This is a genomic window from Pseudomonas sp. OG7 (assembly GCF_014192825.1).
GTDB classification, from domain to species: Bacteria; Pseudomonadota; Gammaproteobacteria; order Pseudomonadales; family Pseudomonadaceae; genus Aquipseudomonas; species Aquipseudomonas monteilii.
In genome coordinates, this window is sequence record NZ_JACHYK010000010.1 from 122,423 (window position 1) to 136,657 (window position 14,235).

Below are 14,235 nucleotides of genomic sequence, written 5' to 3' on the forward strand. Positions count from 1 at the left end.
GGCGTGCTGTTGACGGCAGAAAGCGGGCGCATCGAGAGCGCCAACCCTACGTTTTGTCGGTGGATCGGTTACACATTCGAAGAACTCCACGGTATGCGAATTCAGCAACTGTTGAGTGTGGAGGCCAGGACCTTTCATCAGATGTACTGGCAACCCTTGATGGCGCTCCAGGGGGCGGTGGCGAATGTCAAGTTCGATCTCGTGCACCATGCGGGCTTCATACTGCCGATGATATCGAGTGCCATTACCTGCACGCATTCAAAGGCCATCGTTCATGAGCTGACCTTGTTCAACACCGAGGAGCAAAGGTACATACGTGAGCTGCTCACTGCCCGGCTGCTGGCTTATCCAGTCTGGGCGAGGTGTTCCCATTCACCCTACAGTCTCGGATCTACCGAGCGCCGTGGAAGGATGCCTGGAGGAATTACGTCTGGTATTTCCCCGTCATCAATTAACATACAATCACGTTGGCCAGCGTCTCGCCCTGTTCGATAAGGACCGCCTTTTCCAAGTCATTGGAAACCTTGTCGCCAACGCCATTGCGTATGGCGACCCACAGTCACCGGTGAGTGTGAAATCTTGTAACCAAGATAAGATCGTCGTCATCACCGTCCACAATATGGGCGCTCCAATTCCCGCTGAACTTTTAGAGCGTTTATTCGAGCCTCTGGTACGTGGGCAGAAACAGCCTGTTGAAATGCGTCATGCAGGGCTTGGGTTATTCATAGTCAGCCAAATAGCAAAGGCCCACGCGGGAGGCGTATCAGTCATTTCGACACAACAGGATGGCACCACTTTCAGTGTGACATTTTCTCAAATCTATGCAGGCACGAACCCAGATCACCCTCTATCAAACACCTTTGCTTGCGCTTTGGACTTTCTGAAGGCGCAAGCGCGACCGACCAGCTAGGCCTATCGACGCTCAGCTACCTTCTCGAAGGCCAGATGATTCACCGCGACAGTGAGGGGCATACGGAGAAGCATAAGCGACGCAAGCTGCCATCGAAACCGCAGATGCAAAAGCTTCGCAAGGTGTTCCGCTCGGCGTGGTGGGTTCGATCTCACATGCCCAGAACCTCGCCCTAGCCTGTGCTACAGATGCCCAGTACTACGCAGGTGTTGGCGTAGATGCCGAGCCATAGCCTTGTATCCGGAGTTATGGGGGATGGCCGAGCAGATCGTGACGAGCCACGAACGGGCATGCCTGGAGGGCGTGTTAATCACAATTTGCATGGCTATTTGCAATTAACGAGCGTAATGATGCGGCTCACCCCTTACTGGGGCTGGAGAAAAACCCTTGAATACCGAACCGACCAATCAAGAAGTCGCTGCAGCAGTTGGAATTGGCGAGGCTCAAGTTGAGCGGTACCGAAGGGAAACGGTTCGACTTAACGAGGGCGCCTGGCTTGTTCACTTTTCCTATGAAATGCCCAGGGAGCTTCGTTATGGCTTTACCGGCAGCTTCACAGCGCTGATAACGGATACACGTCAGCGTAACGACGCTAACCCTCGTGGCTAGATGCTTTACCCAGCGTGTGTCGCACGCTTTCTTCATCCTGAATGAGGACGATGAGTGAAATCTCTCTATCGAGCAGCTGACGCGCACCCAATCAAAACTCAGGAGCGCTGGAGGAGAGACATCCTGCGCGCTCTGGAGCTTGAGGTAGAGGCCGCGTTGCTGGAAGCGCAGCACATTCTCGACCATGAAGGCCATTGGGTCGCAAATGTCGGTTGACTGCGACTGAACCAATAAGCCAATGTGCGTTCATCCTGTCATTCCTGCGCATGTTGAGGCGTGATAAACAAAACCCGGCCACCGAGCCGGTTTTTTTGCCCGAAGAGGGGCTCAAGCGTCCCAACGCTGCGCCAGTCTTATTAATTGTCCCGGTGGTCTGGTATTTCACCCTGTGGCAAACTTAGGGCGCATACTCGATTTAGCTCAGATTTTCTGAGTTATTGAGAGGTACTTATGTCTAGTGACACTACCAAGCCAGATGGATCTCCGGGGCTTGAATGGGAAGTTGAATCAGGTACAGAAAAGCGTGAGGGGTTGGATAAAGCTAGCCCAGAGGATAGGGACGATTATATCGATCCCGACGCTACGCCTGAACAAAATCCTGAGCCCCCTGAACGTCAAAAAGCTTCAAATAAGGAAACGTTCAGTAATCAGCAGGCTGGTTGGACTTATCCTGGGCGTCGTTGGTAGAGGCGCCCAACCAAAGACCGCTCTTCCGCCCCATACGCGCATTGAAGCTGATGATCCTCTGGGCTAGACCCCAGATGATGACGAGCCAGGCCTTGATAAAGGTCCGGAGAGTGACCGGAGGCAGAGGCGTACACATGATGGATCATTCGCTGAGTAATTCATTTATTTGAGCTCGGATACCGGGCTCATCAGAGGTTTATATGACAGATAAAACATCGCACCAAGGTGAAAGAAGTTCTGGCGAAAATACACCTCCCCAAGGCCCAAGGACGGAGGGTAGTAAGGGTGCCAACACCGAGCGGGCTTCAAAGGCAGAGCTCTATAGTCGGCACGACAAGGTTGCTGAGAAAGATGTCAAAAATGATCCGCGAAAGTCGTGAAGTAGAACATTTGAGCTGATTGAAGCGCCCAATGAATTGGGGAAGCGCTCATAAATCACTGGCTAGCCGCCTTCGGGCGGCTTTTCTGTTCAGGTCACTCAAAGCTGGCGACAAAGGGGGCTGTTCAGCGTGCTCCGAAAGGAGTACAAATGTGCTCCATGGACAATCTAACCCCCAAACGCCGCGCCATTTTCGAATTCATTCGTGAGCGCATTGCCGACCATGGCCAGCCGCCAAGCCTGGCCGATATCGCCACGCGCTTCGGTTTTGCCTCGCGCAGCGTTGCGCGCAAGCACATCACTGCCCTGTGCCAGGCCGGCTATATCGATGTCACGCCGAACCAGGCGCGGGGCATCCGCCTGGCTGAACCGTTGCGCCGGCCCGAAATCCTCGAAGTACCGGTGCTGGGCCAGGTGGCAGCAGGTGCTCCCATCGGCCCGGACCTGGGCATTCACGAACAATTGCTGCTCGACCCCAGCCTGTTCCGCCGTACACCGGATTACCTGCTGAAGGTGCGTGGCGACTCGATGATCGACGACGGCATTTTCGACGGTGATCTGGTCGGCATTCTTCAGCAGGCCGACGCCCGCGATGGCCAGATCGTGGTTGCACGCCTGGACGGTGAAGTCACCATCAAGCGCCTGCAACGCAAAGGTAGCCATTACCGGCTGTTGCCCCGCAATCCGGCCTACGCGCCCATCGATGTTAAGCCTGAACAGGAGTTCTTCATCGAAGGCGTGTTCTGCGGCCTGCTGAGGCGTGACTGATGGGCGCGGTGGTCGACCTCGACAGGCTGCTCGACCAACGCCGGGTATGGCGCGGGCGGCAGGCCCAGGCGCGGCCACTCGGGTTGCAGCCCACCGGCCATGCGGCCCTCGACGAGCGCTTGCCGGAAGGTGGCTGGCCAGCGGCCGCACTTAGCGAGCTGTTGCTGGCCAGCCCCGGTTGTGGCGAATTGCAGTTGCTGTGGCCAACCCTGGCCCGGCTAAGCGCTGACGCCAGCCGCGTGGTGCTGGTGGCACCGCCGTTCATTCCGTATGCACCGGCCTGGCAGGCGGCGGGGGTGGACCTGCGCTGGCTGGTACAGGTGGATGCCGAGCCCGCCGATGCCCTGTGGGCCGCCGAACAGTGCCTGCGCTCGGGCAGTTGTGCGGCGGTGCTATGCTGGCCTGAACGTGCCGATGACCGCGCCCTGAGGCGCTTGCAGGTGGCTGCTGAAACCGGTCAGGCACTGGCATTCGCCTGCAGGCCGCAGCAGGCGGCGCACAACCCTTCACCTGCAGCATTGCGCATTGCCGTTGACACGCGCCCGGCGCAATGGCGTGTGCTGAAGAGCCGTGGCGGCATGCCGCCAGCGCTGCCCATCGCCTGCCCGGGCCGGGGCTGATGCACCATGCTCTGGGCCTGCATCCTGCTGCCGCAGCTGGCGCTGGACACCGTCCTGCGTGAGCGTGACGACCCTGATACGCCGCTGGTGCTTGTTGGCGGGCCTACCCAGCGGCGTGTGGTGCAGGCCGTCAATCCGGCTGCCGCGGCACTTGGCTTGCGGGCCGGGCAAACCCTGACCGCAGCGCGTGCCCTGGCGGATGGCTTCATCTGTGTCGAAAGCGACCCCAAGCGCATCGAGCAGGTGCAGCAGTTGCTGGCGGCCTGGGCCTACCGTTTCAGCGCCCAGGTCAGCGTGCATTACCCTCGGGCGCTGTTGTTGGAAGTAGGCTCCAGCCTGCAACTGTTCGGCCCGTGGCCCTTGTTCGAGGCGCGTCTGCGCCAGGAACTGGCAAACCTGGGCTTGCGCCAACGCATTGTCCTGGCCAGCAACCCGGTGGCGGCGCGTATGCTCGCCAATGGCCACGACGGTTTGGCGGTGAGTGATGCCCAAGCAACTCGCGCAGCGTTGCTGGCCATGCCCATCACGCGAGTCGGCTTGCCGGCAGAGGCTGCCGAAGCCTTTGCCCGCATGGGCTTGCGTCAGTTGGGCCAGGTACTGGCCTTGCCGCGCGATACCTTGGCCAGGCGCTTTCCGGCCCAGGTACAACTGCACCTCGACCAGTTGCTCGGCCTGCGCAACCTGGGGCTGGACTTCTACCAGCCACCGGACCGTTTCGAAACCCGGCTGGAACTGAATTTCGACGTTGAATCACACCAGGCGCTGCTGTTCCCGCTGCGGCGCATGCTCAACGACCTGGCTGCATTTCTCGCCGGGCGCGACTGTGGCGTACAGCGCTTTTGCCTGCATCTGGAACATGCCGAAGGGCCGGATACCCTGCTCAAGGTGGGCCTGCTGGCGGCTGAGCGCGATGCCGCGATGCTGTTCGAGCTGGCCCGTGGGCGCCTGGAGCCACTGCGTATACCTGCACCGGTGCGCAACCTGCGGTTGGTCGCCGAAGACCTGCCGCCCTTCGTGCCGCAGCATCAGCCTTTGTTCGACCCGCGTGCTCAACAGGCGCAGCCCTGGGCGCAATTGCGTGAGCGGCTGCGCGCCCGCCTGGGTGATGAGGCCGTCAAGGGGCTGAGCGCGGCTGCAGATCACCGCCCTGAATGCGCCTGGCAACTGGCAGAGCAGGGCGCACAAGGCAACATGCCGGTTGCCCCGGGCAGCCGCCCAGGCTGGCTACTGCCTGCACCGATGGCGCTGGATGATGCCGGCTATCGGATGCAGGGGCATGCCGAACGCATCGAATCGGGTTGGTGGGATGGCGGCGATGTGCGCCGCGACTACTACCGCATCGAAACCCGTGAGGGCCTGCGTGGCTGGGCCTACCGTGACTTGGGCCAGGCCGGCCCGCTGTGGTTGCAGGGCTGGTTTGCATGAGCACGCCGGGTTATGCCGAGCTGCATTGCTTGTCCAACTTCAGCTTCCAGCGCGGTGCCTCGAGTGCCGAGGAGCTGTTCCGCCGCGCAGCTGAACAGGGTTACCAGGCGTTGGCGATCACTGACGAATGTACCCTGGCCGGTATCGTGCGCGCCTGGCAGGCCGCCAAGGCGCATGGGTTGCGGCTGATCGTCGGCAGCGAGGTGCAGTTGCACGACGGCCCCAAGCTGGTGCTGCTGGTCGAAAACCTGGCCGGCTACCAGAACTTGTGCGCACTGATCACCCGTGCCCGTCGGCGGGCAGAAAAGGGTGAGTACCAGCTTTTTCGTGACGACCTGCAGCTGCACGGTCAGGGCCTGCTGGCCTTGTGGGTGGCCGATGACAGTGACGATACGGCCACCGGAAAGTGGCTGCGCGATGTGTTCGATGAGCGCCTGTGGCTGGCGGTGCACCTGCATCGGGGCCACGACGATGCCATGCGCCTGCAACGCTTGCGGGCACTGGCGGCTGATGTGGGGATCCGCGCCGTGGCCTGTGGCGACGTGCACATGCATGTGCGCGGCCGCCGTGCCTTGCAGGACTGCATGACTGCCATCCGCCAGCATTGCCAGGTGGCCGAAGCCGGGCGTTTTCTGTTTGCCAATGGCGAGCGGCACTTGCGTAGCCTGGCGCAACTGGGCGAGCTGTACCCGTTCGACCTGTTGGCCGAAACCCTGGCCATTGCCCAGCGCTGCCAATTCGACCTCAGCGAGTTGAAGTACCAGTACCCCCGCGAATTGGTGCCCCAGGGCCACACCCCGGCAAGCTGGTTGCACGCGCTGTGCGAGCAGGGCTTGCCGTTGCGCTGGCCGCAGGGGCCCAGTGACAAGGTACGTGATGTGCTGGCCAAGGAACTGGCGCTGATCAAAGCGCTGGGTTACGAGAGTTACTTCCTGACCGTGCACGACATTGTCGCCTTCGCCCGCAGCCAGCGCATCTTGTGCCAAGGGCGTGGCTCTGCTGCCAACTCGGTGGTGTGTTTCGTGCTGGGTATTACCGAGCTCGACCCCATGGAGCACCACCTGTTGTTCGAGCGTTTCCTGTCGCGCGAGCGCAACGAGCCACCCGATATCGACGTGGACTTCGAGCACGACCGGCGCGAAGAAGTGATCCAGTACGTATTCCGCCGCTATGGCCGGCACCGTGCCGCACTGACTGCGGTGGTCAACACTTACCATGCAGCGGGTGCGGTGCGGGATGTGGCGCGGGTGCTGGGTTTGCCGATGGATCAGGTGGATGCCCTGGCCAAATGCTGTGGCCGCTGGAGCGACCGCATACCCGACGACCAGCGACTGGCGGAAGCCGGCTTCGAGGCCGGCAGCCCTTCGCTACGCCGGGTGCTGGTGCTGGCGGGTGAGCTGATCGGCTTCCCTCGGCACCTGTCGCAGCATCCGGGTGGTTTCGTCATTTCCCAGCAGCCGCTCGACCAGCTGGTGCCGGTGGAGAATGCGGCAATGGCCGAACGCACGGTGATCCAGTGGGACAAGGACGACCTGGACATGGTCGGTTTGCTCAAAGTCGACGTGCTGGCACTGGGTATGCTCAGTGCCTTGCGCCGTTGCTTCGACCTGCTGCAACACCACCGTGGCCGGCAGCTGACCCTGGCGACCATCCCCAGCGAATGCCCGGCCACCTACGCGATGATCAGCCGCGCCGAGACCATGGGGGTGTTCCAGATCGAGTCGCGTGCGCAGATGGCCATGCTGCCTCGGCTGCGGCCCCGAACGTTCTATGACCTGGTCATCGAAGTGGCCATTGTTCGCCCCGGGCCGATCCAGGGTGACATGGTGCATCCCTACTTGCGCCGGCGCCTGAAGCAGGAGCCCGTGACCTACCCGTCGCCGCAGCTCAAGGCAGTTTTCGAACGGACCTTGGGCGTGCCGTTGTTTCAGGAACAGGTGATGGAACTGGCCATGGTCGCAGCCGACTACACGCCGGGCGAGGCCGACCAGCTACGTCGCAGCATGGCGGCCTGGAAACGCCACGGTGGCCTGGAGCCGCACCGCGAGCGGCTGCTGCAAGGCATGCTGCGCAATGGTTACGAACTGGCGTTCGCCGAGCGCATCTTCGAACAGATCAAGGGCTTTGGCAGTTATGGTTTCCCGGAGTCGCACGCGGCCAGTTTTGCCTTGCTGTGTTATGCCAGCAGCTGGCTGAAGTGCCATGAGCCGGCAATTTTCACCTGCGCGCTGGTCAACAGCTGGCCCATGGGCTTCTACAGCCCGGACCAGTTGCTGCAGGAGGCGCGCCGCCAAGGTATCGAGGTGCGACCCGTCGACGTTTGCCACAGCGACTGGGACTGCACCCTCGAACCTGATGCTCAAGGTGCGTTGGCCATTCGCATGGGCTTGCGGCTGGTGCGTGGCCTGGCCGAAGCCGATGCCAGGCGCGTGCAGCAGGCGAGGGCGCAACGGCCGTGGCGCGACGTCGAAGACCTTTGCCTGCGTGCTGGCCTCGACCAACGCGCCCGTGCCCGTCTGGCTGATGGCGGGGCGTTGCGTACCTTGGCCAGCGACCGCCATCAGGCACGCTGGCAGGTGGCGGCGGTGCAGCCGCAGCTTCCCTTGTTCGCAGAGGTGGAAGCGGCGCCTGAAGCCGCAGTTGATTTGCCTGTGCCAAGCGTGGGGGAGGACCTGATGGCCGATTACCAAACCTTGGGCACCACGCTCGGGCCGCATCCGCTGGCCTTGTTACGTTCACGCCTGAGGGCGTTGGGGTGTCGCAGTTCGAGTGAGCTGCAAGGTGTCGCGCATGGCGACACGATTGCCGTAGCCGGGTTGGTAGTCGGGCGCCAGCGGCCGCAGACGGCCAGTGGGGTCACCTTCGTCACGCTGGAGGATGAGCACGGGATGGTCAACGTGGTCGTGTGGCGGGAGCTCGCCGAGCGGCAACGGCGGGCGCTGGTGGGGTCGCAGCTACTGAAGGTCAGTGGGCGGCTGGAGCAGGAGGAGGGCGTGAGGCACCTGATTGCGCGGCGACTGGAGGATGTGAGCCCACTGTTGCAGGGGCTGGATGTGCGCAGCCGCGACTTCCATTGAATGATCGGGGCCGCAAAGCAACCCCAGGATGCTCAAGGCTGGCTGCTTACACCATCGCCAACCGCTGCTTGCGCGTCGGTGTCGGGAACGCCCGGTCTATCGCTCGCAGGTCTTCACTGTTCAAGGTCAATAAACCCGCAGCAGCATTCAGCCGCACATGCTCAGGTGTCACGGCTTTGGGGATGGCGATCACCCCGTCGTTGCGGGTCACCCAGGCCAGGCTGACCTGGGCGGGTGTAGCACCATGGCGCTCGGCGATTTCTGCCAGCACGGGGTGCTGCAACAGGCGCCCGGCCTGAGCCAGCGGGCAGTAGGCCATGGTCGGCAGCGCACGTTTTTCGCACCACGGCAGCAGGTCGAACTCGATGCCACGCTGAGCCGGGTTGTACAGCACCTGGTTGGTGGCACAGTCAGGGTTGTGCAGTTCGCGCAGGTCGTCCACGTCGAAATTGGACACGCCCCAGCGTTTGATCTTGCCTTGCTCGCGCAAGCGCTCGAAAGCATCGACCGTTTCTTCCAGTGGGTGCTGGCCACGCCAGTGCAGCAGGTACAGGTCAATGCAGTCAGTCCCCAAACGAGTGAGGCTGCGCTCACAGGCAGCTGCCATACCGCGCGCACTCGCATTGTGCGGGTATACCTTGCTGACCAGAAACACCTGATCGCGACGCCCCGCAATGGCCTGGCCAACCACGGCTTCTGCCCCGCCTTCGGCATACATCTCTGCCGTGTCGAGCAGGGTCAGGCCCAGCTCGATGCCCTGTTGCAAGGCCGCCACTTCTGCCGCTTTGCGGCCAGGGTCTTCCCCCATATACCAGGTGCCTTGGCCAATGGCCGGAACGCTCGAACCTGCCAGTTTCACGTAACGCATGTCACCTCCGGGATCCGGGTATTGGAATGCAGAACCTCAAGCAGCGCCTGCGCTGCGGTGGAAAGCTTGTGTTCGCTAAGGGCAATCACGCCGATACGCCGCTCGACCGTGGGCTCCACCAAGGTCACGCAACGGGCGCCCAGCTCTTGCATCTGGTTGATGCACAGCGCCGGTACGGCACTGACTCCCAGGCCGCTGGCGACCATGCGGCCGATGGTCGCCAACTGGTGGCTTTCGAAGGCCACGGCCAGTTTGCCGTGCTGGGGGGCCACATTCTGCTCCATCAGCAGGCGCACTGCCGAAGGACGTTGCAGGGCGACGAAGTCTTCGGCCATCAGCTGTGCCCAGCTCACCTCCGGCAGCAGTGCCAAGGGCGAGTCGGCAGGTACCACCGCAACGAAACGGTCCATGTACAACGGGTGGAAGTCCAGCCCGTCGATGTTGTCCGGCTCGAAGCCGATGCCCAGTTCGACGCGGCGATGGCGCACCAGTTCCTGCACCTGTTCATTGATCACGTCATGCACGGTGACGTTGACCTTGGGGTAGCGTTGGCGAAACACCTTGAGCGAGTGGGGCAACAGGTTGCCGGCGAAGGCCGGCATGGCTGCCACCGCCACGCGGCCCAGTTGCAAGGTGAAGCGCTGGCGGAGCATCTCCTCGGTGTCGTCCCAATCGGCCAGAAGCCGCCGTGCCAGTGGCAGCAGCACTTCGCCTTCGGCGGTCAGGCTGACACTGCGCGTGGTGCGGCTGAGCAGGGCACCGCCGAGGTTTTCTTCCAGGGCCTTGATAGTCAGGCTGAGGGCGGGCTGTGAGACATGCAGGTGCTCTCCGGCCTGGGCAAAGCTCTGGTACTTGGCCACGGCGACAAAAGCACGCAGTTGCTTGACGTTCATGACGGGCCTATTTTTTGTTTTGTAAAAGTTATCAATCGATGACGAAAACAAAATTAACAAATCAGTCGCTTGCGGTGAAGATGTCTGCACACGCTCACCGACAGCTTCGTCGGTTCAACAACTACAAAAGGCGGATCAGCATGGCCGGACTGGACAAGCGCGTTGCAACCTATGAACAGGCCCTTGAAGGCCTGACCGACAACATGACGGTACTGGCCGGTGGTTTCGGCCTGTGCGGCATCCCGGAAAACCTCATTGGCGAAATCAAGCGGCGCGGCGTCAAGGGCCTGACCGTGGTTTCCAACAACTGCGGCGTCGACGGCTTTGGTCTGGGCGTGCTGCTGGAAGACCGGCAGATCCGCAAGATGGTCGCTTCCTACGTGGGCGAAAACGCCGAGTTCGAACGCCAGCTGCTCAGCGGCGAGCTGGAGGTGGAGCTGACTCCGCAGGGCACCCTCGCAGAGAAAATGCGCGCAGGAGGTGCCGGTATTCCGGCGTTCTACACCGCCACCGGGTACGGCACCCCGGTTGCCGACGGCAAGGAGGTGCGCGAGTTCAAGGGCCGCAAGTACATCCTTGAAGAGTCCATCACAGGCGACTTCGCCATCGTCAAGGGCTGGAAGGCTGACCACTACGGCAACGTGGTGTACCGCAACACGGCGCAAAACTTCAACCCGCTGGCAGCCACCGCCGGCAAGATCACCGTGGTCGAAGTGGAAGAAATCGTCGAGCCAGGCGTCCTGTTGCCCAGCGAAATCCATACCCCGGGCATCTATGTGGACCGGGTTATCGTCGGCACCTTCGAAAAGCGTATCGAAAAGCGCACCGTCAAGGCCTGAGTGCCATCCACCAGAACAACAAAGAGATCCTGATCATGGCACTGACCCGCGAACAGATGGCGCAACGCGTTGCCCGCGAACTGAAGGACGGCTACTACGTGAACCTGGGTATCGGCATTCCGACCCTGGTGGCCAACTACGTCCCCGCCGACATGGATGTGATGCTGCAATCGGAAAACGGCCTGCTCGGCATGGGCGAATTCCCGACCGAAAGTACGATTGATGCCGACATGATCAACGCCGGCAAGCAAACCGTCACCGCCCGCCGCGGTGCCTCGATCTTCGATTCGGCGCAGTCGTTCGCCATGATCCGAGGCGGCCACGTCGACCTGACCGTACTGGGGGCCTTCGAGGTGGACGTGCAGGGCAACATCGCCTCGTGGATGATCCCGGGCAAGCTGGTCAAGGGCATGGGCGGTGCCATGGACCTGGTGGCTGGCGCCGATAACATCATCGTCACCATGACCCACGCCTCCAAGGACGGCGAGTCCAAACTGTTGCCGCAGTGCAGCCTGCCACTCACCGGCGCTGGCTGCATCCGCAAGGTGCTGACCGACCTGGCCTACCTGGAAATCGAAGACGGCGCCTTCATCCTGCGCGAGACCGCACCAGGGGTGAGCGTGGAGGAAATCATCGAGAAAACCGCCGGCAAGCTGATCGTGCCGGATGATGTGAAGGAAATGACCTTCTAATCACTCGCTTTACACCGCCCCCTGTAGGAGCGGCCTTGTGTCGCGAAAGGGCTGCAAAGCAGCCCCGCGATTTCGGCCTCGACGCTGAGATCAGGGGCCGCTTTGCGGCCCTTTCGCGACACAAAGCTGCTCCTACAGGGGTTTTGTGTTTTTGCTGTTTTATCCGATAAAACCAATAAAAGGAATTCAACTGTGGCCGCTGAAATCCAAGACAGCCGCTCCGCCCGCTTTGCCTTGCGTTGTTCCAACTGGGCGGAACGCTGGTTCCCCGATTCCTGGGTGTTCGCCGCGCTGGCGGTGCTGCTGGTGTGCATCGGCGCGCTGGCCATGGGGGCCAAGCCGACCGACACCGCCAAAGCCTTTGGCGATGGCTTCTGGAGCCTGATTCCGTTCACCATGCAGATGGCCTTCGTGGTTATCGGCGGTTATGTGGTGGCCAGCTCGCCGCCTGCTGCACGGCTGATCGACCGCCTGGCGCGCATCCCTGGCAATGGTCGCTCGGCAGTGTGCTGGGTCGCGCTGATCTCGATGTTGGCCTCTTTGCTCAACTGGGGCCTGTCGCTGGTATTCGGTGGCCTCCTGGTACGCGCCCTGGCACGGCGCACCGAGCTGAAAATGGACTACCGTGCCGCAGGTGCTGCTGCCTACCTGGGCCTGGGCGCGGTATGGGCTTTGGGCCTGTCGTCATCGGCTGCTCAACTGCAAGCCAACCCGGCCAGCCTGCCCCCTTCGATCCTGTCGATTACCGGGGTCATCCCGTTCACCGAAACCATTTTCCTCTGGCAATCCGGCGTAATGCTGGCGGCGCTGGTGGTGGTGTCGCTGGTGATTGCCTACGCCACGGCCCCTGGGCCAAACAGTGCACGCAGCGCCGAAGACTGCGGTGTCGACCCCAGTTTCACCGCGCCACCGGCACCGCAACGTACGCGCCCGGGGGAGTGGCTGGAGCACAGCCCGATCCTGATTCTGCTGCTGGTGGCCCTGGCTGCTGGCTGGCTGTACCAGGAGTTCGCCACTAAACCTGCGATCACGGCGATTTCCGGGCTGAACACCTACAACCTGTTGTTCATCATGCTGGGTGCCTTGTTGCACTGGCGCCCGCGCAGCTTTCTTGACGCCGTAGCGAGAGCGGTACCGACCACCACCGGGGTGCTGATCCAGTTCCCGCTTTATGGCTCGATTGCTGCCATCCTTACCCAGGTCAAAGGTGTGGATGAGCAGACCCTTGCGCACCACATCTCGCTGTTCTTCACCCAGATCGCCACCCATGACACCTATGCGGTGCTGATGGGCGTTTATTCGGCGGTGCTGGGCTTCTTCATCCCTTCGGGCGGTGGCAAGTGGATCATCGAAGCGCCTTACGTGATGCTGGTGGCCAACGACCTGCAGTACCATCTGGGCTGGGCGGTACAGATCTACAATGCTGCCGAAGCCCTGCCGAATCTGATCAACCCGTTCTACATGCTGCCGCTGCTGGGCGTGCTAGGGCTCAAGGCGCGCGACCTGATCGGTTTTTCCTTCGTCCAGTTGCTGGTGCATGTGCCGCTGGTGCTGGTGTTGCTGTGGGCGCTAGGTACGACGCTGCAGTATGTGCCGCCGGTAATGCCGTAGTTAAAGGGGCTCTCAGGCTTGGCGTCAGCTTTCAGACGCGTATCATGGCTGCCTCAGCCTGGGAAACCCGCGTCACATGTCTATCCGATTGAAACTGCTGCGTAAGAAACTGGGGATGACTCTGGAAGTGCTGGCCGAAAAGACCGGCATGACCAAAAGCTACCTGTCCAAGGTCGAGCGTGGTCTCAACACACCCTCGATCGCAGCCGCGCTGAAGCTGGCGCGGGCGCTGAACGTCAATGTTGAAGAGCTGTTCGCCGAAGAACAGACAGGGCCGAGCCGCTACAGTCTGGTGCGCCATGGCGAACGCCAGGCTTTGGTCGGCGATGGGCGAGGGCCGGGGTACGCGGCCCTCACCAGCCAGGTGGGGCAGCGCAGCCTGTTGCCGTTCCTGATCCAGCCGCCTTCCGAATTCAGTGACCCCACGTTCAAGGAGCATCAGGGCGAGGAGTTCCTGTTCGTGCATGCCGGCCAGGTCGAGGTGGACTTCATGAACGAGCGGGTGCTGCTGGCACAGGGCGATGCCCTGCATTTCAACGCCCAGACACCCCACCGACTGCGCTCGGTGGGTGCGCAACCGGCGCAGCTGCTGGTCGTGGTTCACCACGCGGACGAATGAAAAGCCAGGGGCGTGTGGCACGACCCCATGCCTTCTCGACCGTGATGCACAGCCTCCATTCCGACAGTGTACGGTTGCACATTCTGCATGTCGGTATTTTGACGATAGCGCCCATCGTCCATTGAATTTTATTATGGTGTCGGATCATTGACGTAGTGTCATTGTGCCCATAAGCTCAATTCAACAGCGAAACAACTCCCGCCACACCACGCAAATAACTAATTGATTTTCCTGTTTT

12 protein-coding genes and 1 pseudogene are annotated in these 14,235 nt (G+C 61.5%); 11 read left to right on the forward strand and 2 right to left on the reverse strand.

Translation table 11 applies throughout. From position 1 onward, the window contains the following. Positions 1 to 3: 3 nt before the first annotated feature. The 7 genes and pseudogenes from FHW75_RS27040 to FHW75_RS23080 form a co-directional block, all read left to right on the forward strand. Positions 4 to 102: pseudogene (locus FHW75_RS27040) on the forward strand (PAS domain-containing protein); the annotation flags it as partial. 214 nt (positions 103 to 316) lie between these two features. Then, on the forward strand, positions 317 to 910 hold the full coding sequence (locus tag FHW75_RS27045) for a sensor histidine kinase KdpD (protein WP_244734222.1): 594 nt from the start codon (positions 317 to 319) through the stop codon (positions 908 to 910). A gap of 663 nt (positions 911 to 1,573) precedes the next feature. After that, positions 1,574 to 1,735 carry a hypothetical protein gene (locus FHW75_RS23060; protein ID WP_155951173.1) on the forward strand — a complete coding sequence of 54 codons (162 nt, stop codon included), beginning with the start codon at positions 1,574 to 1,576 and terminating at the stop codon, positions 1,733 to 1,735. Between the two features lie 1,000 nt (positions 1,736 to 2,735). Further along, positions 2,736 to 3,353 carry a transcriptional repressor LexA gene (gene lexA, locus FHW75_RS23065; protein WP_019099080.1) on the forward strand — a complete coding sequence of 206 codons (618 nt, stop codon included), beginning with the start codon at positions 2,736 to 2,738 and terminating at the stop codon, positions 3,351 to 3,353. Next, positions 3,353 to 3,973, forward strand: coding sequence for a translesion DNA synthesis-associated protein ImuA (imuA, locus tag FHW75_RS23070; protein ID WP_019099079.1), 621 nt, complete (start codon positions 3,353 to 3,355; stop codon positions 3,971 to 3,973). The genes lexA and imuA overlap by 1 nt, the downstream gene beginning before the upstream one ends. Before the next feature lie 6 nt (positions 3,974 to 3,979). Beyond that, positions 3,980 to 5,398 (forward strand): DNA polymerase Y family protein, encoded by a 1,419-nt coding sequence (locus tag FHW75_RS23075; protein ID WP_183674702.1) that lies wholly within the window; start codon positions 3,980 to 3,982, stop codon positions 5,396 to 5,398. Next, positions 5,395 to 8,475, forward strand: coding sequence for an error-prone DNA polymerase (locus FHW75_RS23080; RefSeq protein ID WP_159266224.1), 3,081 nt, complete (start codon positions 5,395 to 5,397; stop codon positions 8,473 to 8,475). Before FHW75_RS23075 ends, FHW75_RS23080 begins: the two co-directional genes overlap by 4 nt. A 46-nt stretch (positions 8,476 to 8,521) precedes the next feature. Here the strand turns inward: FHW75_RS23080 and FHW75_RS23085 are convergent, their stop codons facing one another. Then, positions 8,522 to 9,343: an aldo/keto reductase gene (locus FHW75_RS23085; RefSeq protein WP_019099076.1), complete on the reverse strand. Its 822-nt coding sequence runs from the start codon at positions 9,341 to 9,343 to the stop codon at positions 8,522 to 8,524. Then, a complete protein-coding gene (locus tag FHW75_RS23090; RefSeq protein ID WP_019099075.1) occupies positions 9,331 to 10,236 on the reverse strand; it encodes a LysR family transcriptional regulator in 906 nt (301 codons plus the stop codon). The genes FHW75_RS23085 and FHW75_RS23090 overlap by 13 nt, the downstream gene beginning before the upstream one ends. Before the next feature lie 140 nt (positions 10,237 to 10,376). On the opposite strand from FHW75_RS23090, the gene FHW75_RS23095 reads away from it, so the two are divergent. The 4 genes from FHW75_RS23095 (at position 10,377) to FHW75_RS23110 (ending at position 13,997) form a co-directional block, all read left to right on the forward strand. Further along, complete coding sequence (locus FHW75_RS23095; RefSeq protein WP_016715303.1) at positions 10,377 to 11,075, forward strand: CoA transferase subunit A; 699 nt, start codon at positions 10,377 to 10,379, stop codon at positions 11,073 to 11,075. Positions 11,076 to 11,110: 35 nt separating this feature from the next. Next, a complete protein-coding gene (locus tag FHW75_RS23100) occupies positions 11,111 to 11,767 on the forward strand; it encodes a CoA transferase subunit B (protein WP_012272371.1) in 657 nt (218 codons plus the stop codon). Between the two features lie 192 nt (positions 11,768 to 11,959). Further along, positions 11,960 to 13,378, forward strand: a complete 1,419-nt coding sequence (locus tag FHW75_RS23105) for a short-chain fatty acid transporter (protein WP_016715302.1) — start codon at positions 11,960 to 11,962, stop codon at positions 13,376 to 13,378. Positions 13,379 to 13,454: 76 nt separating this feature from the next. Next, on the forward strand, positions 13,455 to 13,997 hold the full coding sequence (locus FHW75_RS23110; RefSeq protein WP_019096223.1) for a helix-turn-helix domain-containing protein: 543 nt from the start codon (positions 13,455 to 13,457) through the stop codon (positions 13,995 to 13,997). Positions 13,998 to 14,235: the final 238 nt, after the last annotated feature.

Excerpts from the sequence above, each read along its gene's own strand:
- lexA (WP_019099080.1), top strand. The coding sequence starts at position 2,736 with ATGTGCTCCATGGACAATCTAACCCCCAAACGCCGCGCCATTTTCGAA.
- imuA (WP_019099079.1), top strand. The coding sequence starts at position 3,353 with ATGGGCGCGGTGGTCGACCTCGACAGGCTGCTCGACCAACGCCGGGTA.
- FHW75_RS23075 (WP_183674702.1), top strand. The coding sequence starts at position 3,980 with ATGCTCTGGGCCTGCATCCTGCTGCCGCAGCTGGCGCTGGACACCGTC.
- FHW75_RS23080 (WP_159266224.1), top strand. The coding sequence starts at position 5,395 with ATGAGCACGCCGGGTTATGCCGAGCTGCATTGCTTGTCCAACTTCAGC.
- FHW75_RS23085 (WP_019099076.1), bottom strand. The coding sequence starts at position 9,343 with ATGCGTTACGTGAAACTGGCAGGTTCGAGCGTTCCGGCCATTGGCCAA.
- FHW75_RS23090 (WP_019099075.1), bottom strand. The coding sequence starts at position 10,236 with ATGAACGTCAAGCAACTGCGTGCTTTTGTCGCCGTGGCCAAGTACCAG.
- FHW75_RS23095 (WP_016715303.1), top strand. The coding sequence starts at position 10,377 with ATGGCCGGACTGGACAAGCGCGTTGCAACCTATGAACAGGCCCTTGAA.
- FHW75_RS23100 (WP_012272371.1), top strand. The coding sequence starts at position 11,111 with ATGGCACTGACCCGCGAACAGATGGCGCAACGCGTTGCCCGCGAACTG.
- FHW75_RS23110 (WP_019096223.1), top strand. The coding sequence starts at position 13,455 with ATGTCTATCCGATTGAAACTGCTGCGTAAGAAACTGGGGATGACTCTG.